General features: G+C 71.5%; 24 protein-coding genes. 8 read left to right on the top strand and 16 right to left on the bottom strand.

All coding sequences use genetic code 11. The features are described from left to right. Positions 1–34 precede the first annotated feature (34 nt). Positions 35–1,426, bottom strand: coding sequence for an MFS transporter (locus ACY34M_RS17600; protein WP_462716806.1), 1,392 nt, complete (start codon positions 1,424–1,426; stop codon positions 35–37). Between the two features lie 353 nt (positions 1,427–1,779). On the opposite strand from ACY34M_RS17600, the gene ACY34M_RS17605 reads away from it, so the two are divergent. The 4 genes from ACY34M_RS17605 (at position 1,780) to ACY34M_RS17620 (ending at position 5,974) form a co-directional block, all read left to right on the top strand. Then, positions 1,780–3,189 carry an MFS transporter gene (locus ACY34M_RS17605; RefSeq protein WP_462716805.1) on the top strand — a complete coding sequence of 470 codons (1,410 nt, stop codon included), beginning with the start codon at positions 1,780–1,782 and terminating at the stop codon, positions 3,187–3,189. Between the two features lie 90 nt (positions 3,190–3,279). Next, complete coding sequence (locus ACY34M_RS17610; RefSeq protein ID WP_462716804.1) at positions 3,280–4,218, top strand: sugar phosphate isomerase/epimerase family protein; 939 nt, start codon at positions 3,280–3,282, stop codon at positions 4,216–4,218. Next, entirely contained in the window at positions 4,215–5,201 is a 987-nt protein-coding gene (locus ACY34M_RS17615; RefSeq protein ID WP_462716803.1) for a sugar phosphate isomerase/epimerase family protein, read from the top strand. The genes ACY34M_RS17610 and ACY34M_RS17615 overlap by 4 nt, the downstream gene beginning before the upstream one ends. A 2-nt stretch (positions 5,202–5,203) precedes the next feature. After that, entirely contained in the window at positions 5,204–5,974 is a 771-nt protein-coding gene (locus tag ACY34M_RS17620; RefSeq protein WP_462716802.1) for a TIM barrel protein, read from the top strand. 76 nt (positions 5,975–6,050) lie between these two features. On the opposite strand, the gene ACY34M_RS17625 is transcribed toward ACY34M_RS17620, so the two are convergent. After that, positions 6,051–8,453 carry a beta-glucosidase gene (locus ACY34M_RS17625; RefSeq protein ID WP_462716801.1) on the bottom strand — a complete coding sequence of 801 codons (2,403 nt, stop codon included), beginning with the start codon at positions 8,451–8,453 and terminating at the stop codon, positions 6,051–6,053. 121 nt (positions 8,454–8,574) lie between these two features. Here ACY34M_RS17625 and ACY34M_RS17630 point away from each other — a divergent pair, with 121 nt between their 5' ends. From ACY34M_RS17630 to ACY34M_RS17640, 3 genes are all read left to right on the top strand, one after another. Next, complete coding sequence (locus ACY34M_RS17630; protein WP_462716800.1) at positions 8,575–9,699, top strand: LLM class flavin-dependent oxidoreductase; 1,125 nt, start codon at positions 8,575–8,577, stop codon at positions 9,697–9,699. After that, on the top strand, positions 9,696–10,286 hold the full coding sequence (locus ACY34M_RS17635; protein ID WP_462716799.1) for an NADPH-dependent FMN reductase: 591 nt from the start codon (positions 9,696–9,698) through the stop codon (positions 10,284–10,286). Before ACY34M_RS17630 ends, ACY34M_RS17635 begins: the two co-directional genes overlap by 4 nt. 124 nt (positions 10,287–10,410) lie before the next feature. Further along, positions 10,411–11,082, top strand: a complete 672-nt coding sequence (locus tag ACY34M_RS17640) for a TetR/AcrR family transcriptional regulator (RefSeq protein ID WP_462716798.1) — start codon at positions 10,411–10,413, stop codon at positions 11,080–11,082. Positions 11,083–11,098: 16 nt separating this feature from the next. Here ACY34M_RS17640 and ACY34M_RS17645 read toward each other — a convergent pair whose 3' ends face one another. The 8 genes from ACY34M_RS17645 to ACY34M_RS17680 form a co-directional block, all read right to left on the bottom strand. Continuing rightward, the gene (locus ACY34M_RS17645; protein WP_462716797.1) at positions 11,099–11,785 is read right to left on the bottom strand and encodes a PepSY domain-containing protein; all 687 of its coding nucleotides are present in this window, start codon (positions 11,783–11,785) and stop codon (positions 11,099–11,101) included. Positions 11,786–11,929: 144 nt separating this feature from the next. Continuing rightward, the gene (locus ACY34M_RS17650) at positions 11,930–12,640 is read right to left on the bottom strand and encodes a hypothetical protein (RefSeq protein ID WP_462716796.1); all 711 of its coding nucleotides are present in this window, start codon (positions 12,638–12,640) and stop codon (positions 11,930–11,932) included. 9 nt (positions 12,641–12,649) lie between these two features. After that, complete coding sequence (locus ACY34M_RS17655) at positions 12,650–13,843, bottom strand: GTP-binding protein (RefSeq protein ID WP_462716795.1); 1,194 nt, start codon at positions 13,841–13,843, stop codon at positions 12,650–12,652. Between the two features lie 6 nt (positions 13,844–13,849). Continuing rightward, complete coding sequence (gene rpmF, locus ACY34M_RS17660; protein WP_327673620.1) at positions 13,850–14,020, bottom strand: 50S ribosomal protein L32; 171 nt, start codon at positions 14,018–14,020, stop codon at positions 13,850–13,852. A gap of 160 nt (positions 14,021–14,180) precedes the next feature. Then, on the bottom strand, positions 14,181–15,803 hold the full coding sequence (locus ACY34M_RS17665) for a flavin-containing monooxygenase (RefSeq protein ID WP_462716794.1): 1,623 nt from the start codon (positions 15,801–15,803) through the stop codon (positions 14,181–14,183). A 3-nt stretch (positions 15,804–15,806) separates the two neighbouring features. Next, positions 15,807–16,751, bottom strand: a complete 945-nt coding sequence (locus ACY34M_RS17670; protein ID WP_462716793.1) for an alpha/beta hydrolase — start codon at positions 16,749–16,751, stop codon at positions 15,807–15,809. A 179-nt stretch (positions 16,752–16,930) separates the two neighbouring features. Next, positions 16,931–17,203 (bottom strand): DUF6406 domain-containing protein, encoded by a 273-nt coding sequence (locus tag ACY34M_RS17675; protein WP_462716792.1) that lies wholly within the window; start codon positions 17,201–17,203, stop codon positions 16,931–16,933. A 40-nt stretch (positions 17,204–17,243) separates the two neighbouring features. Next, entirely contained in the window at positions 17,244–17,894 is a 651-nt protein-coding gene (locus ACY34M_RS17680) for a TetR family transcriptional regulator (protein WP_462716791.1), read from the bottom strand. Between the two features lie 272 nt (positions 17,895–18,166). On the opposite strand from ACY34M_RS17680, the gene ACY34M_RS17685 reads away from it, so the two are divergent. Next, positions 18,167–19,765: a GMC oxidoreductase gene (locus ACY34M_RS17685; RefSeq protein WP_462716790.1), complete on the top strand. Its 1,599-nt coding sequence runs from the start codon at positions 18,167–18,169 to the stop codon at positions 19,763–19,765. Between the two features lie 39 nt (positions 19,766–19,804). Here ACY34M_RS17685 and ACY34M_RS17690 read toward each other — a convergent pair whose 3' ends face one another. Genes ACY34M_RS17690 through ACY34M_RS17715 form a run of 6 tightly spaced genes read right to left on the bottom strand, consistent with a single transcriptional unit; the run spans position 19,805 to position 25,158 of the window. After that, a complete protein-coding gene (locus ACY34M_RS17690) occupies positions 19,805–21,040 on the bottom strand; it encodes a cytochrome P450 family protein (RefSeq protein ID WP_462716789.1) in 1,236 nt (411 codons plus the stop codon). Further along, positions 21,037–22,281, bottom strand: coding sequence for a cytochrome P450 family protein (locus ACY34M_RS17695; protein WP_462716788.1), 1,245 nt, complete (start codon positions 22,279–22,281; stop codon positions 21,037–21,039). Before ACY34M_RS17695 ends, ACY34M_RS17690 begins: the two co-directional genes overlap by 4 nt. Then, complete coding sequence (locus tag ACY34M_RS17700; protein ID WP_462716787.1) at positions 22,278–22,946, bottom strand: GTP-binding protein; 669 nt, start codon at positions 22,944–22,946, stop codon at positions 22,278–22,280. Before ACY34M_RS17700 ends, ACY34M_RS17695 begins: the two co-directional genes overlap by 4 nt. Next, the gene (locus tag ACY34M_RS17705; protein WP_462716786.1) at positions 22,921–23,280 is read right to left on the bottom strand and encodes a DUF742 domain-containing protein; all 360 of its coding nucleotides are present in this window, start codon (positions 23,278–23,280) and stop codon (positions 22,921–22,923) included. The genes ACY34M_RS17700 and ACY34M_RS17705 overlap by 26 nt, the downstream gene beginning before the upstream one ends. Next, positions 23,277–23,699, bottom strand: a complete 423-nt coding sequence (locus tag ACY34M_RS17710) for a roadblock/LC7 domain-containing protein (protein ID WP_462716785.1) — start codon at positions 23,697–23,699, stop codon at positions 23,277–23,279. Before ACY34M_RS17710 ends, ACY34M_RS17705 begins: the two co-directional genes overlap by 4 nt. Beyond that, a complete protein-coding gene (locus tag ACY34M_RS17715) occupies positions 23,692–25,158 on the bottom strand; it encodes an ATP-binding protein (RefSeq protein ID WP_462716784.1) in 1,467 nt (488 codons plus the stop codon). The genes ACY34M_RS17710 and ACY34M_RS17715 overlap by 8 nt, the downstream gene beginning before the upstream one ends. Positions 25,159–25,399 lie beyond the last annotated feature (241 nt).

Consider the following 25,399-nt stretch of genomic DNA (forward strand, 5'->3'; position numbering starts at 1 on the left):
TCCCAACGGGCGCCGCACGCCCGCCGCTTAAGCGCTACTCCGCGCGTGCCGCGGCCTCACGGCCGTCGATCTCGGAGCGCATCTCCTCGTGCCGTCCGTCCAGGTCCCAGAAGGACATCGTCACGGCCTGCGCCGCCACCAACAGCAGCGGGAGTCCGTAGAACATGACCCGGATCGCGGTGAGCGCGGCGCCGCTCGCCTGCCCCGGCTGGTAGTCGGCCAGCGCGAGTCCGTACGCGACGGCCGCCGAGCCGACGGCGGAGCCCACCTTGGTGGCGAAGCTGACACCGGACGACAGGAGCCCTTCGTTGCGGGTGCCGAACCGCCACTGCTGGAACTCGACGGTGTCGGCGACCATCGTGAACATCGACACCATGGAAAGCCCGATGGCGAAGGTCGCGACGACGTAGAACGCGAGCAGCACGGGAAAGTGCCCCTCGGCCGGGTACATCGCGGCCCACGCGACCCCGCCCAGGGAGAGAGCCTGGAGGTTGCCGCGGCGCTTGCCGAAGCGACGGTAGTACGGCGGCGCCACGAGCCCGCCGACGATCATCGTGCCGGAGACCAGGGGCAGGAGCACGGAGATCGCCCACGGCCTGCGCAGGATCACGAGCGCGAAGTACACCGTCACGCCGAGGACCAGCGAGAGCCGTACGAAGTTGAGGACTCCGTAGACGAACGTGACCACCCAGGGGCGGTTGCGCCACAGCGTGCGCAGCGCGGTGCGCGGCGATATCTTCTCGCTCTCGGCGGGCAGGGCGTAACGCTCCTTGCAGGCCAGGAAGGTGACGACGAAGAAGGCGACGCTCAGGACGCTGTAGATGATCGTGGCGAGCGTCCAGCCGCGCTGCTCGTCGCCGGAGCCGAGCCAGGCCACGAAGGGGGTCGTGCTCGCCGTGACGATGATGGACCCGACCGAGCTGCCGACCGCCCGCAGGCCACCCATCTGCATCCGCTCGTGCGAGTCCCGCGTCATCATCGGGAGCAGCGAACTGTAGGGGACGTTGACCAGGGAGAAGAGCAGGCCCAGGGTCAGGTAGGTGACGAAGGCGTAGACGAGTTTCCCGCCGTCGCCGACGTCCGGGACCATGAACGTCAGGACGCCGATGACACCGAAGGGCACCGACGCGAAGACCAGGTACGGACGGGCCTTGCCCCAGCGGGACTTGGTGCGGTCCACCAGGATGCCGATGGCCGGGTCGACCACGGCGTCGAGCAGCCGGGCCACCAGGAAGAGGGTGCCCAGCGCCGCGACCGGGACCCGGGCGACATCGGTATAGTAGTAGAGCAGGAACCCTCCGACGAGGTTCCAGGAGAGGTTGGAGGCGAGGTCGCCTGCGCCGTAACCGAGTTTCTCCCGCCACCCGAGCCGGGTCTCCGGCTGCTGCGCCGCCTGCGGCTCGATCGGCTTGCTGGTGATGTCCAATGTGCTCCGCTCCTTCGCGCGCACTGTGCCACCACGTCGCGGCACCTTGGACAGACAGAGCACACGACCGGTGCGGCCCGCACAAGACAAAGTAAATTCAAAATTCGGATTTTATTCATTCGTCCCATGGATACCCGGCCCGACACACTGTCCTGACCTGCCGCTTCCTCGCCCGCCGCGGCCGAGGCCGAGACTTGACGGTGTGTCACCCGTCGGCACCACCCCTGTCCTGGCCACGCCTCAGGAGTGCATACTCGCCGCGACGGCGGGGTGAGCCCGCGAGCCGCCCGCCGGGAAGCCGACCCCTCTCCCGCGCCCGATGCCGCCGTCCCAGCCGCACTCGGGAATGCCTCATGCCCCGAACTCCAGCGGCGCGACACCCCGGACATCCGCCCCGTCGCGCCCTCTTCGTCTGCCTCGTCCTGGTCACGGCGCTCGGCGCGCTCGACCAGACCATCGTCGCCACCGCCCTGCCCACCGTCGTCGCCGACCTCGGCACGCCGTCGCGCGCGCCCTGGGTCGTGACCGCGTACACCCTGGCCCTGGCCGCCGCCATGCCCGCGTTCGGAGCCCTCGGCGACCGGTTCGGCCGGCGCCGGATGCTCGTCGTCTCGATCGCCGTGTTCGTCCTGGCGTCCGCCGCCTGCGGGCTCGCGGGCGACCTCACCGCACTCGCCGCCGCCCGGCTGGTCCAGGGCGTCGGCGGCGCGGGCCTGTTGACCCTCCCCCAGGCCGTGGTCGCGGACGCGGTGCCGCCGCGCGAGCGGGCCGCCTACCTGGGGCCACTGGGCGCGGTGTTCGCGCTGGCCACCGTGGTGAGCCCGCTGCTGGGCGGATGGCTCACCGACCACGCGTCGTGGCGGTGGATCTTCTGGCTGAACGTGCCGCTCGGCGCCGCGGCGGCCGTTCTCGTACGGGCCGTGGTCCCGCGGCGCGAGCCCGGCCGCCCCGACTTCGACACGGCGGGCGCGGTTTTGCTCGCGGCCACGACCGCGGGCCTCGTGGCGACCGTCGCGGCGGGGTGGACACCGACTTCCGCCGCGGTCGCCGCGGGCACCGTGATCCTCGCGCTGGCCACCTGGCGGCGGGAGCGCCGCGCGGCGAACCCCGTACTGCCGTTCGCGCTGCTGGGACGGCAACCGGTGCTGTCCTGCTTCCTGCTGGCGCTGCTCGGCGGGGTCGGCCTGTTCGGCGTCCTGGCCTACGTGCCCACCTGGATCCAGGGCGCGTACGGGACTTCGGCGACCACGGCCGGCCTCATGCTGCTCCCGGTCACCCTGGGCATCGCACTCGGCATGAACGGCTCGGGGCTCGCCGTGCGGCGCCGGGGAACGTGGCGACCGTTCCCCCTCGCCGGGTGCCTGCTGTCCGCCGCGGCCGCGACCGCGCTGGCGGCCCTGAGCGACGCGAGCCCTCCGCTGCCGGTGACCGCGGCCCTACTGGGCCTGCTCGCCCTGGGCGCGGGCCTCTTCCTCCAGATCGTGGTCGTGGTGGCACAGGATGCGGGCGGCGCCGGGGCGACCGGGAAGGTGACCGCGGCGATGGGCTTCGTACGCGAGATCGGCGTGGTCGTGGGAGCCGCCGCGCTCGGCTCACTCGCGGCACGGGGAGAGGAATCCGGCCCCGTCGAGCACGGGGCGGCGTTCACCCCCGTGTTCGCCGTGGTCGCCGCCTGTTTCGTCTGCGGGTTCGGCTGCGCGCTCCGACTGCCGCGCCACGCCCTGCACTCCCGGCACACCCCACCCCTAGAAACGAAATCATGATTCTGTTTCAATCGTGTGGGTCACGTGCGCCGCCCGAGCCGCAGGACCGAAGCACAGAACTCACTCCCCTCCCCCAGGAGTTGATCACCCATGAACGCGCTCCGCTGGAGCTATATGGACCACTGGCGGACGGACAGCCCGCGCGGTCCTGTCACCCAGTACGCCGCCCGCCGGTACATGGACGACTTCGTCAAGCAGATCAGCGCCGTCGGCTTCGAGGGCCTGGACATGTTCGACTTCCAGGTCTATGCCCTGTCCGGCATGTTCGGCTCCGTCGAGAACTACCAGCGCTATCTGCGCGACCACGGAATCGACAAGATCGTCAATCTCTTCCGCGGCATCATGTACGACCCGCGGGTCGCCGACGCCCACGTGCGCGAGACGCACGACGAGATCGTGACCAGCACCCGCCGGATGCTCGGCATGTGGGAGGGCCTCGACATCGAGAGCCTCATCGTGATGCCCGCGAGCCTCTACAAGGACACCGCGCCGGTCACCGACGACAAGATCAAGGCCGCGGCCGAGTGCTGGAACCGGGTCGGCGAGATGACACTCACCGAGTTCGGCGTCCGCACCACCTGCCACCACGAGTTCTTCTGCGCGATCCGCACCGAGGACGACATTCGCACGTTCTACGAGTTCACCGACCCGCGCTACGTGTCCTTCTTCTGCGACACCGCGCAGCACTGCATCGCCGGCATCGACCCGGTCGCCCTCTTCATGGACCTGCACGAGCGCTGCTCCGGCTTCCACTTCAAGGACACCCGTCAGCGGGACACCACGGACGCGTACCGGCACAGCCCGGACGCCGAGCTGATGGCACCGCAGACCGCCCAGTGGTTCCACGAGATGGGCACGGAGGGCGGCCTCGTGGACTTCCCGCGTCTGATGCGGGCCATCAAGGACGTCGGCTACGAGGGCTGGATCACCGTCGAGCACGACAAGGTCAACATCGGCGGGGACTACGCCGAGGCCACCGCCCTGTCCATGTGGTACGCCCGCACCGTCCTTTCGGAGATCTACGCATGAGCACAGCGGTCCGCCTCGGCTACGCGATCAACCAGTGGAAGCCGAACTTCGACGACTTCACCCGCCCCGAGAGCCACGAGCGCGCCCTGAAGGTGCTCGCCGCCTGCGGCTTCACCGGCGTCGAACTGCGCGGCGGCACCGGCCGCTGGGACCCGCTCGGCCGCCCCGCGTCGATCGCGGCCACCTACGGATCCACCACGGCGTTCCTCGACATGGTGCGGCGCACGGGGCTTTCAGGGGTGAGCAGCTGGTACGTGGACCCCGGCGAGCCCGTCGACGAGGAGCTGAGCCGGGGCCGCAGCATCCTGGACCGCGCCCAGCACACCACCATCGCCACCTCACTGCTGCCGTTCGCCGAGTTCCTGCGCGAGGCCGGTGGCAGCCGCCTCGTGGTGCGGGCGCTTCCGTCGGCCGGATCGCTCGACCGGCCGCTGTCCGCGGAGGCGATCGAGGCAGCGGCGGAGGGCTGGAACACCGTGGGCGCCGCGCTCGCCGACACGGGCGTACGCCTCTCCCTCCACGTGGACTGCCTCAGCGCGGCGGCCGACGAGAAGACCCTCGCGGCACTGCTCGACGCAACCGATCCCACCCTGGTGGGCCTGACACTGGACACCGCCGAACTCACGGTCGCCGGACTCGACCCGGTACAGCTCTTCGACACCCACCACACCCGTGTCGACCACCTCCACCTCAAGGACACCCGGTACGTCGACGAGGCCGGCGAACGCCTGGCCCCGCACGCCGAGTCGAGCATGCTGTCCGAGGGCGGCGCGCGCGGCATCGACCGCTGGTTCCACGAGTGCGGCACACCCGGCGGGCTCGTCGACTTCCCGGCCCTGGCGCGGCGGCTGCGCGACCGCGCGTGGTCCGGGTGGGCCGTCTTCGAAAGCGAGCAGACGCCGAACCCGGCGCGCAGCGCGATGCTCAACGGCTGGTACGCACAGCGGCTGTTCCCGTCCACCCCCGCCTCCCCGAAGGAGTAACCATGTCCTTGTCCGTCAACGTAGAACTGCTCTTCCGCGAAGCCGGTGACGACCTCGGCGACCGCATCCGTGCCGCGGCCGACCACGGCATGCACACCATCGAGATCTGGTCGCACAGCGACAAGGACCTGGACGGCATCGAGAAGGCCCTGGACGCCACCGGTTCCTCGCTGCACACGCTGCTGATCGAGGGCCGTCTCACCCTCGCCGACGCCTCCACGCACGAGGCGTTCCTCGGCCACGTCCGCGCGGCGTCCGAGACGGCGGCCCGCCTCAACTGCACGCGGATCGTGACCGGTTCGGGCGTCGGACTGCCGTACATGAAGCGCGCGGTGCAGCACGGAATCGTCGTCGACGCGCTGAAGGCGGGCGCCGAGATCGCCGCCGACCACGGGGTGTCGATCCTCCTGGAGAACCTCAACACCCGGGTCGACCACCCCGGCACCCTCTTCGACACGACGGCCGAGTGCCTGACCGCCGTACGCGAGGCCGACTCCCCCGGCCTCGCCCTCCTCTACGACGCGTACCACTCGCTGCAGATGGGCGAGGCACCGCAGGAGGAGCTGACCGGGGCGATGGACCTCGTGTCGCACGTACAGATCGCCGACCTGCCGCACCGCAGCGAGCCGGGGACCGGTTCCGTCGACTGGGGCGCGCAGTTGGGCGCGCTGAAGCGCCTGGGATACACGGGCCCGATCGGACTCGAGTACCTGCCGACGACCGACACCCGGTCCGGTCTGCGGGCCATCGAGGACATCGTGCACGCCCTCTGACGGCCGCTGCCACACCGTGGCGGAGGGGAGGCGCCCGCGTCGGGCGCCTCCCCTCCGCCATGCCCGGGGTCCGCGTCTACGGCGTGTGGACGAGCACCTGCACGATCTCCTCCGCGGACCGCCCGACGAGCACCTCGTGGTGACCGGGCGGCACGGCCCACCCCTGCGACTCCGGGTCCCACCGCTCCCAGGCACGGTCGTCGAGGATCACCTCTGCCTCGGTGCTCGCGCCCGCGTCGAGGCGGACCCCCGCGAATCCCGCGAGGCGTGCGTCCGTCTCGCCGGGAGCGCGGACGTAGATCTGGACGACCTCGCGCCCGTGCCGGTGGCCGGTGTTGGTCACGTCGAGGCGTACCGCCCAGCGTGTGCCACTGCGGTGCAGTCCCGCCTCACCGAAGCGCCAGGTCGTGTAGCCGCGCCCCGAGCCGAACGGGAAGCGTGCCTTGATTCCCGTACGGGCCAGGTGGCGGTAGCCCGTCGGTTCCGCGGCGTCGTAGTCGCGGCGCAGGTCGGCGTCGAGGCGCTCGCCGTGGGTGGACCGGTCGGCGTCGTCGCGCGGCACCGTGACGGGCATGCGGCCGCCGGGCTCCACGTCGCCCGCGAGGACGCGCGCGAGTGCCGTGCCGAAGCCCTGTCCGGCGAACCAGCCCTGCAGCACGGCCGGCACGTCGTCGGCCCACGGCGCGTGCACGGGACGTCCGGCGTTGACGACGACGGCCGTACGGGGGTTGGCCGCGGCCACCGTCTCGATCAATTGTGTCTGCGCGCGCGGGAGTTCGGAGGAGTCCAGGTCCTTGCTCTCGCGCGAGGTCTCCAGTTCGTCGCCGACCACCAGCACCACCGCGTCCGCCTCGGCGGCGGCCCGGCGTGCGCGGTCGAGGGCGCCGGGGCGGGCCGGAGGCGTGCAGGTGACCGTCAGCGCCTGTACGCGGGCGCCTTCCTGCGATGTCATCTCGACGGTGACGGTCACCGGTTCCCCGGCGCGCAGTTCGATCTGCCCCGTGGCCGTCTCGGCGCGAGCCACCTGCCCCATCACGTCCTGCGGCGCCGGTGCCTTCCTTTCCGCGACGACCGCCCCGTCGACGGACAGTACGGTCGCCCCGGAGCCTCCCGCGCCGAGCGTCCACATCCCGTCGGCGTCGGGCGTGAGCACGGCCGTCAGGCGCAGCACCCCCGGCTCGGCGGTCGGCCCCGCGCCGGGCACCTCACCGAACCAGATGAACGCACTGTCGGCCCGGGTCTCCGTCAGGACCGCGCGCCCGCCCCGTACATGGTCCAGCCGCACGCCGGGCCGTCCGTCGGGTGTGGTGACACGGAAGGCGCCGAGTGACGCGGCCGGTGTCGTGTCGACGCCGCGTTCGTGGACGATCTCGCAGTGCGGGCCGAAGCGTTCGCGCAGCGCCTGGAGCGGGGTGGTCGCGGCGCGCGCCGGTCGGATCCGGCCGAAGGTGGCTCCCTGGTAGCAGGGGCGGTCGGCGTTGGGACCGATGACGGCGAGACGGCGGACCGTGCCGGCGTCGAGGGGCAGCAGCTCGTCCTCGTTGCGGACGAGGACGAAGGACGCGGCCGCCGCGTCGACCAGGGCCTCCTCGGCCCGTTCGGGTTCCACGTAGGCCTCGGGGGACGACACGTGGCGGTCGGCGCCGTCGGCGGCGCCGACGCGGCGCGCGAGGCGCAGGAGCCGTTCCACCGCGTCGTCGAGCCGTTCGCGGGGGACGTCGCCGCGGGCCACGGCCTCGGCGAGGCGTTCGCCGAAGTGGATGGCCGGTCCGGGCATCTCCAGGTCGAGGCCGGCGAGCGCGGGGCCGAGCGTGTCCTGGAGCGCGAAGTAGTCGGAGACGACGATCCCGTCGAAGCCCCACTCCCCCTTCACGACGGCGAGCAGGTCGGCGTGGGCCGTGCAGGGAGTGCCGTTGAGCCGGTTGTAGGCGGCCATCAGCCCCCATGCCCCCGCCCGGACGGCCAGTTCGAAGGGGCGCAGGTACACCTCGCGCAGTGCCGCCTCGCCGATGTCCGCGCTCATCCGCTGGCGCGCGGTCTCGGTGTCGTTGCACACCAGGTGCTTGGGCACGGCCGCCACGCCCTGCCCCTGAAGGCCTTCGACGCAGGCAACGCCGAGCACCCCGGCGAGGTGCGGGTCCTCGGACAGCATCTCGAAGGTGCGGCCGGACAGGCCGGTCCTGGCGAGGTTCAGGTTCGGGGCGTAGACCGCGTCGTACCCGCGCCTGCGCGCCTCGGACGCCTGCGCCGCCGCGACCGTACGCACCGTCTCCTCGTCCCAAGTGGCGCCCTGGGCAATGCCGCTGGGCAGCAGCAGCGCGGTGTCGCGCTCGTCGAAGGTGGGGCTGACGAGCCCGAGCGGGCCGTCGACCAGGTGCAACGGCCGCAGGCCGAGGGCCGGTTCGGCCACCGTGCTCCAACCGGTCTGCCCTGCGGTGAGCCTGGCGGCGGAAGGGTGTGTCTGCGTGGGGCGATCCATGAACACCTCAAAATCAGAAGATTGATTTCGCTTCAAGCTACCTTGACGGGCGGCCGCCCCGCACCTACTTTCAGAATCGCAATTCTGATTCATCATTGATTCCCCACGGGAGGTCCCCTCCGTGCGCTTCTCCGCCTTCCTCGTCGGCCGCTCCATGAGCCCGTCCGACGACGCCTACGTCATCGAGACCCTCGCCGAACACGCCCTGGAGGCCGACCGGCTCGGCTTCGACGCGGTGTTCCTGCCCGACCACCACTTCACGGGCTACGCGCCGATGTCGTCCGACCCCTTCCTCTTCGCCGCCCACCTGGCCGCGCGGACGAAGAACGTGCACTACGGCTTCTCCGTGACGACGCTGCCGCTGCACCACCCGGTCCGCTTCGCCGAGCGCGTGAACCTCCTCGACCACCTCACCAAGGGCAAGCTCCTGGTCGGCATCGGCTCCGGCACGACACCGGAGGAGACCATCGGCTTCGGCGTCGACTTCCAGGACTCCAGGGGCCTGATGGACGCGCAGGTGGAACTGGTCCAGCGGCTGTGGGCCAAGAAGACCGACGACGACCCCATCGAGTTCGAGCACGGCCCGTACAAGGGGGCCGTCGTGCAGCGCATCGTCCCGGCGCCGTACAGCGACCGCCGCCGCCTGATGAGCGTCGCGATGCGCGAGGCCAGCACGGCGCGGGCCGCGACGTACGGCTGGCCGGCGTTCATCCCCGCCTTCGTCCCGCCGATCCCCGCCAGCGGCGAGCCGTCGACGGCCTTCCAGAAGTACCTGGACGCCTACCGCTCGGCGATGGCCGCCTCGGGCCACCCGCAGCACGTGATCGACGACTGCATGTCCTGGACGACCCACTCCTACCAGTGCGTCCACGTCGCCGAGACCGACGAGCAGGCGCGCGCGGAACTGGAGACCATCCTCGCCGCCTACCAGGAGGCCATCGACCGCGAGTACGCGTACAACAAGCGCGCCGAGGACATCAGCGGCGTCGACCTGACCTCCGCGCAGGCGCCGAACGCGCTGAGCGAGGAGTGGATCCGCACCTGGTGCCTGTACGGCAGTCCCGACACGGTCGCCGAACAGCTGGAGCACTACGAGGAGTTGGGCGTCGGCAACGTCCTGATGGGCTTCACCAACGGCCCGCTGACCCCCGAGCGCTATGCCCTGACGAGGAAGTCCATGAACCTGTTCGCGAGCGAGGTCATGCCCCGCTTCCGCGCGAACACCCCGGCGGGGAGCGCGGGATGAGCCACACCGTCGTCGGCATCGGCGGCACCACCCGCCCGGGCTCCAGCAGCGAGCTCGCCGTACGCGGCGCCCTGGCCGCCGCCGAGCGCCACGGCGCCCGCACCGTGCACTTCGGCGGCGACTTCCTCGCCACCCTCCCCCACTACGCGCCCGAGCGCCCGGAACGCACCGCCGAGCAGCGCCGCCTGGTCGACGCCGTGCGCCGGGCGGACGGCCTTGTCATCGGCTCCCCCGGCTACCACGGCGGCATCTCGGGTCTGGTGAAGAACGCGCTCGACCTTCTGGAGGACCTCCGCGACGACGAGCGCGTCTACTTCGACGGGCGTGCCGTCGGCCTGGTGGTGACGGCCGCCGGCTGGCAGGCGTGCGGCACCACGCTCAGCGCCCTGCGCAACGTCGTGCACGCCATGCGCGGCTGGCCCACCCCGCTCGGCGTCACCCTCAACTCCGGCCGGGGCCCGCTCTTCGCCCCGGACGGCGCCTGCACGGACCCGGCGGCCGCCGCGCAACTGGCGCTGCTCGGTGACCAGGTCCACGCATTCGCCGAGCGCTTCGCCGCTTCCGCTCGGACGGTGTACGCGGCCTGAGCGCCGTACGCCCGACACACCTCGTCGACGACGCCCCGCGCGCTCGCCGTTCCCCGGAGCGGGAGCGCGCGGGCATCGGCCGCACGGCCACCTCGCCGGACGGTCGGACGCATAGACTTGCCGAATGCCCACACCGTCCAAGCCGGCCTCGAAGAGCAGCGGCATCCGCGCCCCCAAGCAGGAGCGCAGCCAGCGCTCCTTCGACCTGGTTCTCGACACGACCCTCGATCTGCTGGCCGAGAAGGGCTACTCGGGCTTCGCCCTGACCGAGGTCAGCCGGCGCTCCGGGGTCTCGGTGGGGTCGATCTACACCAGGGTCGACGGCAAGGACGACCTCCTGCGGGCCGCACAGGCCCGCTTCCAGGAGCGGCTGCTCGCGGCCCACCGGGAGATGACCGACGCCGAGCGGTGGGCCGGGGCGCCGCTCGCCGAGCTCGTCCCGCAGCTGATCGCGGTCTTCGCCGGGGTGCTCGAACAGCAGGGCAAGACGCTGGGCGCCTTCCTCCAGCGGGGCGCGGTCGACCCGGCGGTCGCGAAGATGGGCAAGGCCGGCTACATGGACGCCCGCGACCGCTTCGTCGACCTGGTGCTCTCGCGGCGCGACGAGATCGAACACCCGGACCCGGTCCGCGCCGTCGGCTCCTGCTTCACCACGGTCTACGCGGCGCTCGCCCGGGCCCTGGCGCTCGACGTGGCCCCCGAAGCGGCGGAGGGCAGCGATCTGCCGACGCTGATCGAGGACCTGGGTGCGATGACCCTCGCGTTCCTGCGCTGCAAGGGCGAGCACGGAGCCTGAGGGCGGCCCATGCCGCTCAGTCCCGGTCGACGTGCTCGTTCAGGACCTTGCCGTTGGCCGCGTCGATGTCGAACGACGTCTTGTCCCACGTGGCGGGCGTGACCACGTCGACCGACCAGACCGTGGTCCCGTTGTCGGAGTCGTCGAGGGCGACCGAGGTGACCTTGCCCTTCTTGCGGTCGGTGGCCGTCTGCGCGGCCTTCACCGCCGTGACCTCGGCCGCGGCGAGCTTGTCGGTGTTCTCCTTCTTGTCGTCCGCGTCCTGGTCGGCGTCCGCCTTGGAGCCGGTCACCTTGCCGGTGGCGGCATCGATCCGTACCTCGGTGCCCGTGCCGTCGGAGGCGACGACCTCGGCATCCCACTCCGGGGCGCCCTGATGGTCGTCGCCGAGCTCGATCTCCAGGAGCTTGCTGCCGGAGACCTCCTTCTGCGCGGTCCGTGCCGCCTTGTCCCAGTCGACCTTCGTCGCGGAGAGCAGCTTCTTGCGCTCGGCCTGATCCTCGTTCAGCCGGCCGCTCGCGGTGGGGTCGGCGGACTGTTCCCCGGCAGAGCTTTCGCCCTTCTTGGTGCCCTCGGAGGTGTCGCCCCCGTCGTCGGACGAGCAGGCGCTCAGCAGGGAGAGCGAGGCGGCGACGGCGCACAGGACACCGACGGCGCGCCCTCGCGTGCTTCGCTTGCTCCGCTTCACGAGTACAGAGTGCATGGCTGGACCTTTCGTGCCGTGGGTCGTCCGCCACCCTCACGCTGACCCCGCGAACGGTGACAAAGCGGACGTCCGGCGATCGTCCCAGCCCCACCGGACCCCGGCATCCCGACACACGGCGTCCGCCCCGCCCGGCACGAGGAATCAGTTCTGGTTCACCGGCCAGACCGCGGCCGGGTCGCAGTGGGCCGGGCACGCCAGCAGATACACCTCGTTGCCGAGAAACAGGCTGTACGTGTCGGCTCCCACGCTGTACGGCTGCTCCGGCAGCCCGGGGTGGACGGCGAATTCCATGCCTTCAGGAACCTGGCAGAGGTACTCCAGTTCGGCGCCGCACGCGCAGGTGTAGTACTCAGGATCTTGCGCCCACGAGGGTGTGCCGCCCACCTTGAAGGTCTGGGCCCCGAGTCCGCGCGGGCTCGGCGTGTCCTCGAAGGGGCGGAGCGTCAACGGCAGGGCGCACACGGACGGTTCGGGTTCATCGGAGGGTAGCGTCGCGTGCCGCTGGAGCAGGATGCGCCAGAACGGGCCCGGGTAGGGCAGCTGCGGGGCATTCCAGTACTCCGGCACCAGCCGGTCCTCGGCGAACTCGGGCTCGGACGCGTCGTTGTGCGCGCGGCAGTGGAAGACCAACAGATAGTCTCCACCGAAGGCCGCCAGGTCAGCAGGCACGTCGAGCTGGAAGAACAGGGCCATCCGCTCCCCGCAGAAACACGCGGGCCACTCCTGTGCGCTGTCCAGGAAGGGCTGGCCGCCGACGGAGTTCCGGGCCGGCCGATCCAGTGGATCGGACCCGACCTCGATCGCGTGAGCGGGCAGCACGGCCCGTATGTTCCCTGCGTCTTGTCCGAGCATTCGCTCACCCTAGCGGCGGGCGAGCCCCTCCGACTCGGGGTGCTCATGACCCGAGAGCTCGTGTTCGCAAGCCTCGTCGATGCCGTAGGTGTCCCAGGCGGGGAACGGGTCGACCGTCGGCGGTGGCTCGGCGTCCGTCATGAGGCACGCGGTCAGCGCGGCGCGCAGGGCGCTCGCGTCGAGGTGGGTGCCGATGAAGACGAGTTCCTGGCCCTCGGGGCTCTCGGTGTCACGGGCCGCGGAGGGTTCGAAGCGGGCCACGGATCCCGCCTGTGACCACAGGCCGGTCACCCTCGGACGACTGGCCAGCGCGAAGAAGCCCTTCGAGCGCAGGACCCTGCCGTACGCACCGCCGTCCAGCTCCTGCGTCACGAACCGCCACAACCGGCCGGGGTGGAAGGGGCGCGGCGAGCGGAACACCGTGGAGGAAATGCCGTACTCCTCGGTCTCGGGCACATGGTCGCCGTTGAGCTCGCGGACCCAGCCGGGGGCCTGTTGGGCGCGGTCGAGGTCGAAGAGCCCGGTGCCCACGATGTCGCTCACCGGTACGCGGCCGTGCACCGCCCGGACGATGCGGGCGACGGGGTTGAGGCGGGTCAGCACTGCCCGGAGCCGCGCGGAGGCGGCCGCGTCGACGAGGTCGAGCTTGTTGACCACGATGACGTCGGCGAACTCGATCTGGTCCATCAGCAGATCACTGACGGTGCGCTCGTCGTCCTCGTACTGGTCGAGGCCGCGCTCCACCAGTTCGTCGCCGCTGTCCAGCTCGGCCAGGAAGTTCGCGGCGTCGACGACCGTGACCATGGTGTCCAGGCGGGCGAGGTCCCCGAGCGTGGCGCCGTCGTCGCGGGCGAACGCGAAGGTGGCGGCGACCGGCATCGGCTCGGAGATCCCGGACGACTCGATGAGGAGATGGTCGAAGCGGCCTTCACGGGCCAGCCGGTCGACCTCCTCCAGCAGGTCGTCGCGCAGGGTGCAGCAGATGCAGCCGTTGGTCATCTCGACCAGGCGTTCCTCGGTGCGCGACAGAGCGGCCTCGCCGCCGCGCACGAGGGCGGCGTCGATGTTGACCTCGCTCATGTCATTGACGATGACGGCGACGCGCAGCCCTTCGCGGTTGCCGAGCACGTGATTGAGGAGGGTGGTCTTGCCGGCCCCGAGGAAGCCGGACAGGACGGTGACGGGGAGTCGGTCGGTGGCCATGTGCGCTCAGCCCTCGGGGCGCAGCAGCCCGCGCTCGTACGCCTTCACCAGCCGCTGCGGCACCAGGTACGAGACGCCGTCGACCGTGACCGGGGCGAGCTGGGGCGTGGTCGCCTTCCACTGGGCGCGGCGGTGGCGGGTGTTGCTGCGGGACATCTTCCGCTTGGGAACGGCCATCGGGTCCTCCGTTGGGTGCGGGGTGGGCTGAGCGGCGAGGGTGCCGCGCGGCGCGACACGGTGACGCTATATGAAAATGGATCCCATTACCAAACAACGTCGAGCGCCCGGCCCCGTCCGCCCCGCAGGAGCACCGCAGGAGCACCGCAGGAGCGCCCCCTCAGCTCAGCTCGAACCCGTGGTAGTGGCTCACCGCAATACCGTTGGTGAGGTCGCGATAGAGGCCCACACCGCCGATGAAGGGCATGAACACCCGTTGTTTGCCGGGGATGTTGGCGCCCATGTACCAGGACGCCGCCTGCGGCATGACCGTGAGGTCGGCCAGGTCGTTGGTGGTGTTGACCCAGTTGTCCTCGGCGGCGGGGTCGGCCTCCATGCGGTGCAGCCCGTGGTCGCGCAGGTGGGTGAGGGCGTGGGTGATCCAGTCCACGTGGTGCTCGATCGAGGTCATCATGTTGGAGAGGACGGACGGGCTCTGCGGGCCGGTCACCGTGAACAGGTTGGGGAAGCCCGCCGACATCAGGCCCAGGTACGTACGCGGGCCGTGCTCCCACTTGTCGCGCAGCGCGAGCCCGTCGACGCCCCGGATGTCGATGGCGTTCAGCGCGCCGGTCATCGCGTCGAACCCGGTCGCCATGACGATGACATCGACCTCGTACGTGGTGCCGTCACGGGTGAGGATCCCGCGCCCGGTCATGCGGTCGACGGGCCGCTCGGTGAGGTCGACCAGCGTGACGTTGTCCTGGTTGAACACCTCGTAGTAGCCGGTGTCGACACACATCCGCTTGCTGGCGATCGGGTACGTGCGCGGGGTCAGCCGCTCGGCGAGCTCCGGGTTCTTCACCCTCTCGCGGATCCGGGCGCGGACGTACTCGGCGACGGTCTCGTTGGCGTCCGCGTCCTTGAGCAGGTCGCTGAAGCCGCTGCCGAAGCAGAGGCCGCCGTCGTCCCAGCGCCGGTCCAACTCGCCCACGACTGCTGCTTCTTCGGTCTCGGCCAGCAGCACCTGCTGATCCTCGCCGCAGTCGAAACCCTTCGAGGAGGCGCGGGAGATCTCGCGCCGTTCGGGGTAGTTGACGCGCGCCGCGGCGAGGCGGGCGACGTTGGAGTCGTTGTGGGCGGGCACCGCGTAGGACGGGGTGCGCTGGAAGACGGTGAGCGAGCCCACCAGCGGGGCGATCGCGGTGATGGTCTGGAGCCCGGACGAACCGGTGCCGATGACCGCCACCCGTTTGCCCGCCAGGTCCGCGCCCTCGTGGGGCCAGCTCGACGTCCACAGGACCTCTCCGGCGAAGTCCGCCAGCCCCTCGAAGTCCGGCCGGGAGGGTACGGACAGGCATCCGGTGGCAGCGATGACGTGCCGGGCGGTGCGGGGCACGCCGTCGGAGGCGGTCACCGTCCAGCGCCGCGCTGCTTCGTCCCAGGTGAGCGCTTCCACGCGGGTGTTGAAGACGATGTCCCCGCGCAGGTCGAAACGGTCGGTCACGTGGCGGGCGTAGGAGAGGATCTCGGGCTGCGCGGCGTAGCGCTCGCTCCAGTCCCACTCCTGCTCCAGGTCCGGGTCGAAGGAGTACGAGTACTCGACGGACTCTATGTCGCAGCGGGCGCCGGGATAGCGGTTCCAGTACCAGGTGCCGCCGACATCCGCGCCCGCCTCGACGACTGCCGTGTCGAAGCCGAGCGCGCGCAGCCGGTGCAACTGGTAGAGCCCGGCGAACCCGGCGCCGATGACGAGCACGTCGTGGTCACGCCCGCGGTCGTGTTCGTGCTCGTGGTCGGGCATGGCTCACACCGCCCTTTCGGCGACGAACGTGTTGATGTGCTCCGCCACCAGCCGCAGCCCGTCCTCGAAGCCCGGCAGGATCCCCGCCATCTGGAAGAAGGCGTGCATCTGGCCCGCCGCCTCCTCCAGGGCGACCGGGACGCCCGCGGCGCGCAGGGCCTCCGCGTAGGCGACGCCTTCGTCGTGCAGCGGGTCGTACTCGGCGACGTACACCAGCGCCGGAGGCAGGCCGGCGAGGCTGGCGGCGCGCAGCGGGGAGGCGTCGGGGTGGGCGCGGGCCCGCCGGTCGGGCAGGTAATGGCTCCAGAACCACTCCATCGTGTCCCGCGCGAGCAGCAGCTGATTCTGCGGATCGAGGTACGAGGGCCGGTCCAGGTCGCAGTCGGTGACGGGATAGACGAGGGCCTGGCAGTCGATGACGGGGCCGCCGCGGTCGCGGGCCCGTTGGGTCATCACGGCGGCGATGTTGCCGCCCGCGCTGTCCCCGGCCACGATCAACGGGACGGCCTCCGGAGCGAGTTCGGCGGCGTGTTCGGCGGCCCAGGTCAGTCCGGCCCAGCCGTCCTCGATCGCGGTCGGGAACGGATGCTCGGGCGCCTTGCGGTAGTTGACCATCACCACCGTCGCCCGGGTCGCGTTCACGAGCCGACGGCCCACGTGGTCGTACTGCAGGTCGATGTCGCCGAGCACCCAGCCGCCGCCGTGGAAGTACACGATCACCGCCCGCGGAGTCTCGGCGGGGCGCAGCACCCGTACGCGGAACCTTCCGCCGTCCCGGCCCTCGACCTTGACGTCGCGCACCGCGCCGACCTCGGGCCCCCGGCCGCTGATCCCGGACAGGATCGGGCCGTGCAGCCGGGCGACGGCCGGCGTCGACTCGTGCATCGCCGGGCCGTCGGCCTCGGCCAGTTCCGCGAGAAACGCCCGGGTCACCGGTTCCAGAGGCATACGGCCGTCCCCTCGTCGATCCTGCTCGCCGTCTCGGAGGTGATGCTCGTGCGGAACACGCGGTACTGCCGTGGCACGCGGGAGCGGCCCCACGCGCCAACGGCTGTACCGTGCACGATTAACTCTCGCCGGAGATCCCCACGGGGTCCACCCCTCGGCACCGACCGTCTAACGATCCGTCACGCCGGTGCGGTCGCGACGCGGCGCAGCACCACGATCCAGTCGTCCTCGCTCGGCCAATCCTTCAGCTCGGTGAGCTGCCAGGTTTCCTCGCCCACGGGGAAGGACTCGCCAACGCGGAGGGTGTGAAGGTGCAGCTCGGTGGTGACGCTCCTGACTTCAACCCTGATCGCGGCGTCGGACTCCTTGTAAATGTCCGTTACTGCGAAACTCGCGTTCTCGGACTTTCGTTGAATGCCGTGCCAGAGGTGAATCGTGTCGGCACTGCTCATTTCTCGGCCTCCAAGAATGCGTACCGACCGCTGAGGTACTTCAGTACGGCAACCCTTCCGACGCCGCGCGCAGGGCGACGTCGAGGCATGTGGCGAACTCGTCGTAGGAGGCCTCGGGTTGGTCCGCGTAGCGGCGGGCGAAATCTTCCGCGGCTGCCCGCAGGGCGCCGTTGAGTGTCGCCGCGTGGACCGCCACGCGCAGGTCGTCGGCCTCGCCGCCGGAGCGCTCGGCGAGGAGCCGGCCGAGGACGGGGAGCGCGTCGTCGTGGGCCTGGAGCCAGACGGCGCGGAGGGCCGGTTCGGTGGAGGTCATGCGGATCAGGGCGAGGATGGTGGACGTGCCCTGCGGCAGGTCACCCGACTTCAGCGTCTCCTTGAAGAAGTCCAGCAGGCTCGTCCGGGCGGGCCAGTGGCGCAGGTGGGTCACGGCGAAGTCGAGTCCCGCAGCGAGCAGCGGGAGCACGCAGCTCTCCTTCGACGGGAAGTGCCGCCACAACGTACGGGAGGAGACGCCGACGCCGCGCGCTATCTGCTCCCCCGTCGTGGCGGTGACGCCCTGCGAGGTGAACAGGCGCACCGCCTCGCAGGCGATCTCGAACCGGAGCTCGGCCTTGCGGCGCTCGGCCAGCGACGGCCGCCCATCGGCCGTCGACTCCTCTTGTCGCCATGCCTCCCACGGCGTCTGATGCATCCCCCTACCCCCTAAGAACACAGCGCAGCATAGCCAGACCCCGTGGCCCCGCCCCCTCAGGCCGCCAACTGTCGCACGCCGCCATCTTGTCACTGAGTGACACGCGACTCTACTCTGCGGTAGCTGACCGGCGAGTAACCACCCTGCTCTCGCCGGGAGTTGGCACGCGCATGCCCACGCCCATGCCCATGCCCATGCCCATGCCCCCACTCCGCGTCCCCACCGACCTGCACAGCCCTCCCTCACGCCCTCATTCGGTCAAGGAGCTGTCCATGCCCTCCCCCACCAGGCGCGCCCTGCTCACCGGCGCCGCCGCCACCGCCGCCGCGAGCGCCCTCTCCGTCCCGACCGCCTCGGCCGCCCCCACCCGCGTCAAGCTGACGCGCGAGGAACACCGCGTCGTCGTCATCGGATCCGGTTTCGGCGGCGGTGTCGCCGCCCTCAGGCTCGCCGAGGCCGGGGTCCCCGTGACCGTGCTCGAGCGCGGGCGGCGCTGGCCGACCGGACCGAACGCCGAGACCTTCCCCCGCGTGTCCGGCCTCGACAAGCGGATGCTCTGGTACGGCACGCTGCCCGAGGCCGTCCGGCCGCTGGCCCGCCTGATCGGCACCCCGCTCGGTTTCGCCCCCTACACCGGACTGCTCGAACCGGTCCTCGGCGAGAACATCCTGAGCATGTGCGCGGCCGGAGTCGGCGGCGGATCGCTCGTCTACCAGGGCATGACACTTCAGCCCTCGGAGGCCGTGTTCACCACCTGGCTGCCCGAAGGGCTCGACTACCGGCGCATGGACCGGGTCCACTACCCGCGCGTCGCCCGCATGCTGAAGACGGACACCGCTCCCGACCAGCTCGTGAACTCGCCCAACTACTTCGCGGCACGCGTCTTCGCCGACCGGATCCGGAAGGCCGGATACGGTCTGGAGAAGATCCCGATGCCGATCGACTGGGACTACGCCCTGGCCGAACTGCGCGGCGAGATGAAACCCTCGTACACGAACGGCGACTGCGCGCTCGGCGTCAACAACGGTGGCAAGCACTCCGTGGACGTGACGTACCTGAAGCAGGCCGAGGCGACCGGGAAGGTCACCGTCGCCACCCACCACAACGTCACCTCCGTGGCCCGCGCCGCCGACGGCCGCTGGGAGGTGCGCGTCGACCGCACCGACGACTCCGGGACCGTGCTGGAGCAGAAGGTGCTCACCACCCGCGCCCTGATCATGGCGGCCGGCAGCATCAACACCAGCAAGCTCCTGGTGCGCGCCGACGCCACCGGCGCCATCCCCGACCTGCCCGACGGCGTCGGCGAGGGCTGGGGCACCAACGGCGACCGCATCTACGCCTGGACCAATCTCCAGGACGACTTCGGCAGCGAGCAGGGCGGCCCGGTCGTCTTCGGCAGCAAGCAGTGGGACGACCCGGCCACCGCGAACACCGTCATCCAGGCGTCCCTGCCACCCCTCGGCCTCGACACCCGCACCACCATGCTCGTCGGCTTCGGCGTCAGCCCCGACCGGGGTCGGCTCCGCTACGACTCCGCCACCGACTCCGTCTCCCTGCACTGGCCCAAGGCCGGCGACGCCACGAGCTACCGCGCCATCCACCGGCGGGTCACGGAGATCTCCCGGGGGCTCGGCACCCTCACCGACACCAACTCCCTGGTCAACAGCACCTGGCACCCGCTCGGCGGCGCGCCGATGGGCACGGTGTGCGACCTGGAAGGGCGCGTCCAGGGGCAGCGCGGCCTCTACGTGCTCGACGGCGCGCTCATCCCCGGCACCACCGGCGCGTGCAACCCGTCCATGACCATCGCCGCCGTCGCCGAACGCGCGATGGACACCATCACCGCCAAGGACGTCGGCACGGTCTTCTGACCGCGCCCCAGTGGCCCAGCGCCCCAGCGCCCCGCGAGCTCAGCCGTGCAGCCGCACCGGGATCCCCTGCCAGCCGTACGCGATGAACGACGGGACCTGCTTCAGCTCCTCCGGACCGGCGTCGAGGCGCAGGTCCGGGTAGCGGTCGAAGAGGGCGGGCAGGGCGGTGCGCGCCTCCAGGCGGGCGAGCGGGGCGCCGATGCAGCGGTGGACGCCGATCCCGAAGGACATGTGGTCGTCAGCGTCCCGGTGCGCGTCGAACTCCGTGGCCGTGGGCCCGTAGTGCTCGGGGTCGTAGCCCGAGGCGGCGTACGTGGTGAGGATGGCGTCGCCCGCCGGGATGGTCACCCCGTCGACCGTCACGTCGGTGACCGCGTACCGCAGCGGCAGGTTGGAGATGGAGGGGTGGACGCGCAGGGTCTCGTCGATGACGGCGTCCCAGGCGAGCTCGCCGGAGCGGACGGCGGCGAGCTGCTCGGGGTGGGTGAGCAGGGCGACGACCGCGTTGCCGATGAGGTTGACGGTCGTCTCGAAGCCGGCGCCGATGACGAGGAGCAGGGTGTAGAGCAGTTCCTCGTCGCTGAGCCGGTCGCCGTCCTCCGCGCGGACCCGCAGCAGTTCGGTGGTCATGTCGTCGCCGGGGTGCTCGGTGCGGTACGCGATGATCGCGGGCAGTACCGTGCCGATCTGCTCCTGGACGAACGCGCCGTGCTCGGGGCTGGGGTTGGACGTGTCCATGATGGCGTCGACGAGACGCTCGACCGGGCCGAGCAGGTCGTCGGGGACGCCGAAGAGTTCGCAGATCAGCTGCATCGGGAGCTGGTTCGCGTACGTGGGGCGCAGGTCGACGACGCCGTCCGGTGCCGCGTCGAGGGCCGTCAGGAGCTCCTCGGTGATCTTCTCGACGCGGGGGCGCATCAGCTCGGTGCGGCGGGCGGTGAAGCTGGGCGCGACGAGCTTGCGGAGCCGGGTGTGGTCGGGGCCGTAGGTGGAGAGCATGTTGACCACGCCGACCCAGCCGAGGACCCAGCCCCACTCGGGGTGTTCGCCGACCTCGGGCCACAGCGACCAGTGCTTGCGGGGGTCCTTGCTGATCTGCGGGTCGAGGATCAGCGACCGGAGCGTGTCGTAGCGGGTGGGTGCCCAGGCCGGGATGCCGCCGGGCAGTTCGACGGGGACCACGGATCCCGCCGCGCGCAGTCGGGCGGCCTCGGCCGGCAGGTCGGCGCCGAACGGGTCGATGGCGATACGGGGCGTAGCCGCGTTCTCGGTCACTCGTCTGCTCCTGACTGGGATGCGGTGCGGGGCACGAAGCGGACCGGGAGTTCCGTCAGGGAACGGTGGAACGGCCCGGTGCGCCATGTCAGTTGCTCGCGCGGGGTGAGCGGCTCCAGGTCGGGAAGCCACTGGGTGAGGCGTTCGATGGCCTCGGTGGCGATGAGCAAAGTGTGCTGCTTGACCGGGCAGGAGTGTTCTCCGGCCGACCAGGACAGGTGCGAGGCGTCCTGCGGGTGGCGGGGGGCGGTGGCCCGCGCGGCCTCCTCCTCCGCCGTCTGCCCCAGGGCGCCGTACGAGATGACGACGGGGACGGCGGCCCGCACCCACACACCGTGGAACGTGAGCGGCTTGCGGGCGTAGTGGATGCCGTAGTTGGCGAGCGGTGTCTCGTGGCGCAGGACCTCGACGACCGCGTCCATGACGGGCCGCGATCCGCTGGTCAGCGTCGAGTAGTACGCCGGGTTGCCGAGGATCCGCGACAGGGAGTTGGAGACGAGGTTGGCGGTGGGCTCGTGGCCCGCGCCGAGCATGAGGAAGACCTGCCAGGTGACCTCCTCGGGGGTGAGGCCGAGGGGGTGGTCGAGCAGCCAGCTGGTGAGGTCCTGGCCGCGCTCGGCGCTCTTCGCGCCGACGAGGTCCAGGATGTAGCGGCCGAACTCCTCCTCGCCGCGCGCCGCGTCCGCGCCGCCGTCCATGATGTGCGCGATTGCGCCCTGGAGGCGGTCGCTCTCGCTGTCCGGGAGCCCGAAGAGGTTGTTGAAGACCAGCGACATGAGCGGGCGGGCGAACTCGCTCACGAGGTCGGCCCGCCCCGTGGGCGCCATCCGGGCGGCCAGTACGTCCACGGCGTGGTGCACGCGCTCGCGCAGGTCGTGCGGTTCCACCAGGTCGAAGGCGTCGGAGAGGGCGCGCCGGTAGCGCACGTGCAGCTCGCCGTCGTTGAACAGGGCGTTGGGCCGCCAGCGCATCATGCCGAGGATCGGCGCGTCGCCGTCGACCTCCTCCTCCCAGGGCCGCGGGTCGTGCGACCACGACTCTGTGTCGTGCAGCAGGTCGAGGGCGGCCCGCCGGTCGGTGACGACGTACGCGGCCACGCCGGGGGCCAGTTCGGCGTGGCCGACCGGGCCCTGGGCGCGCAGGGTCTCGTAGTAGCTCTGCGGGTCGGCGGCGAAGCCGTCCTCCCACAGGCGGACCGGCGCGGACAGGTGGAAGTCCTCGGCCTGCGCGGGATACGTCATCGGGGCTCCGGGCTTGTGCGGTCGATCAGGTGCTGCACGAGGGCGAGCAGGGCGTCGACGGAGGAGTGGGTGTCGCGGGCGTCGCAGGTCACCATCGGGGTGTCCGGGTCCAGGTCGAGGGAGCGGCGCAACTGCTCGTCGGTGTAGTTGCGCGCGTCGGGGAAGGTGTTGAGGGCGACGGCGTAGGGCAGCCCTGACTCCTCGACGAGGCCGAGGGCGTCGAAGGACTCGTCGATCCTGCGGGTGTCGACCAGGACGAGGGCGCCGAGCGCGCCGTACGCGATGTCGTCCCACAGCGCGCGGAAGCGTTCCTGTCCGGGGGTGCCGAACAGGTAGAGGACGGCACCGCCCCTGAGGCTGATCCGGCCGAAGTCGATGGCGACGGTCGTGGTCTTCTTCTCCCGCACGCCCGCGAGATCGTCGACGGCCACGGACGCCTCAGTGAGCTGCTCCTCGGTGTGCAGCGGGCGGATCTCGGAGACGGAGTCGATCAGGGTGGTCTTGCCCACCCCGAAGGGCCCGGTGACGAGGATCTTCACCAATTCCCGTGCGGTGTCCGGCAGGTGCACCGGTCTCTTGATGCCCGCGGGCGCGGTCTCGGCGTGTGAGGGCGCGGACTCGGCGCCCGGGGACGCGGTCCTAGAGCTTGAGGGCGCGGAGGCCATCGGCGACTCTCTTCAGCAGATCGGGATCGGGCTGCGCGGCGGGTGGGACCGGCGGGCGGGCGCCCACGAGCCCCTGGTCGACCAGTGCGGCGGCGAGCACCCGTACGGCGGAGACCGGCAGTTCGAGCAGGGCGGCGGCCTCGACCACCGTGAGCGAGCCGCCGTCCAGGGTGCGCAGCAGCGCGTGCTGGGCCGCGGGCAGGCCCGCGGGCCAGGGCGCGCCGACGCCGGTCAGCACGGACAGGCGCTCCAGGCTGTTGCGGCTGGGCTGCGCGACCCCGCCGGTGGCGAGGTAGGCGGGGACCAGCGGCCGGCCGCCGCGCCGCGCCGTCATGCCTCGGCGGCGCCGTCGGCCCCGCGGGGCGCGGCCGCCATGGCCTTCTCGCCGAGCCTGGCCACCTGCGAGTGGACGCGGTGGCCGAGCAGATCGAGCCGGACCTCGGGGTCACCGAAGGCGGCCACACAGGTGCCGTGCGCGGTGGGCGCGACGAGGATGTAGCCGTGGTCGGACTCGATGACCACCTGGCGTACGTCCGCGGTCTCCTGGTCGGCGAAGGCGGCCGCCGCGGTGCGGCAGGCGCCCTGCACGGTGCTGGTGATGGCGGCGACGCGCTCCGCGGATTCCTGCGTCAGCGCCTCGCTGTACCCGGAGACCAGTCCGTCCCTGGTGAGCAGGACGGCGGCCTGGACGTGCGGGATCTCCAGGATCGGATCGAGGACCCAAGCACTGTCGCCGAGGTCGCGGCTACTCATCGGGGGTGTTCCCTTCACTGGTGCCGGTGTGCTCGCCGGCGGTGTCGTGCGGTTGCTGTGCGGCCCGGTCCTCGCGCGGCGCGTCGCCGCGGGCCGCGGCGGTGGCCGCCTGGAGGGCGCCGAGTGTGGCGGCCTGCTCCTCGGGGCTGCGGTGCGCGGGGCCCTGCGGCGTCTGCCGCTCTGCGGGCTGCGCGTCGGAGCGGACACGGCGGCGGCGCCGGGGCAGCTCGTCGCCGTCGACGGAGGGTGCCTCCGGCTGCTCGACGGGCCGGGTGGGCTCCGCCACCGGGGCCGGGGCCGCGGGCGACTCGTCCGCGGCGAGGGAGTGGGTGGAGCGGGGAGCGGCCGCGGCCGGTTTGCGCTCCTCGGGGGCGATCCGGCACAGGAGATGGTCCCGTACGAGCAGGACCGCGCGGACGCCGCCGTACGGGGAGGGCGACGACAGGTCGACGGAGAGGTCGAACTGGCGGGTCAGCTGGCCGATCGCGGCGAGCCCCATGCGCGGCGGGTCGCCGAGCTCCGACAGGAGGATGGGCTCCTCCCCCGCCACCATCCGCTGGGCGTGGGCCCGTTCGTCGGAGCTCATCCCGACACCGGCGTCGTCGACGGTCACGCTGACGCCGTGGTGGACGCGTTCGAGGTGCACGCCCACGGAGGTGTCGGGCGAGGAGTACCGCAGGGCGTTGTCGAGCAGTTCGGCGACGATGATGGCGACCGGCTCCACGGCGTGGGAGATGAGTCCGGTGCCGTCCTCCAGGTGGTTGTGGACCTCCACCCGGTCGTATCCGGCGAGCCGCGACTGGCCGCCGGTCACGGCCTCCACCAGGTGCGACTCGCCGCGGGCGAGCCCGACCCAGGCCCCGCAGACCACGGCGGCGACCTGCGCGCGGCGCAGCGACTGCTCGTTCTCGTGGTCGAGCGCGAAGAGCGTCTGGGCCAGCTCCGGGTCGTCGTAGCGCTCTTGGAGGCCTCGCAGGACGTCCTGGAGCCGGTACAGGCCCGCCTGGATCTCGCGGGTCGCGCCGCGCATCCCGGCGCGGGCGGCGGCGTCGACCCGCTTGCGCTCCTGGGCGATGGCGGTGCGCAGCCCGTCGAGCACGGAGTCGAGGCCGGAGGCCAGTTCCGTGCCGCCGAGTTCGGGCTGAAGGGGGCCCGGCACCCGGTAGTGCGGGTGGGCGGCGTGGGTGGTCACGGCCGGCATGCGCTGGGCGGACAGGTGGGCGATCTCGGAGACGAACGCCGCGGTGAGGTCGTCGAGTTCCTCGCGAGCGGCCTCCGCCTCCTCGCGGGAGGCGCCGAGTTCTGCGCGGGTCGCCTCGAGACGGGCGCGGAGCGAAGCGTTCTCGACGCGCTGCCTGCCGCTCTTCTGACGGGACTTCAGCAGCCCGCCGCCGAGCGCGAACGCCGACACGGTCCCGGCGGCCAGGGCGCCTGCGGCCAGCTCGGGTATCTCAATCATGGATGCAGTCCTCGAGAAGAACAGGGCGTGGGGGGCACTGCGAGGTGGGGACGGAGGGGGGGCGAGGGAGTGCGCGAAGGACGGACGGTCGTGGCGGCGGTCAGCGGCGAGGACCGTGACCGCAGCGTCACGGCCCGCTGATCACTGACACAGTGCGCTCCACCTCTTGGTCTCTCCGCCGTCCGCAAGAAGGCCCGGAGGCCCGCCTGCCGCGAGCGACCTTACCCCCAGCGACACGTTC

This window comes from Streptomyces sp. EDA2-14, assembly GCF_054963755.1.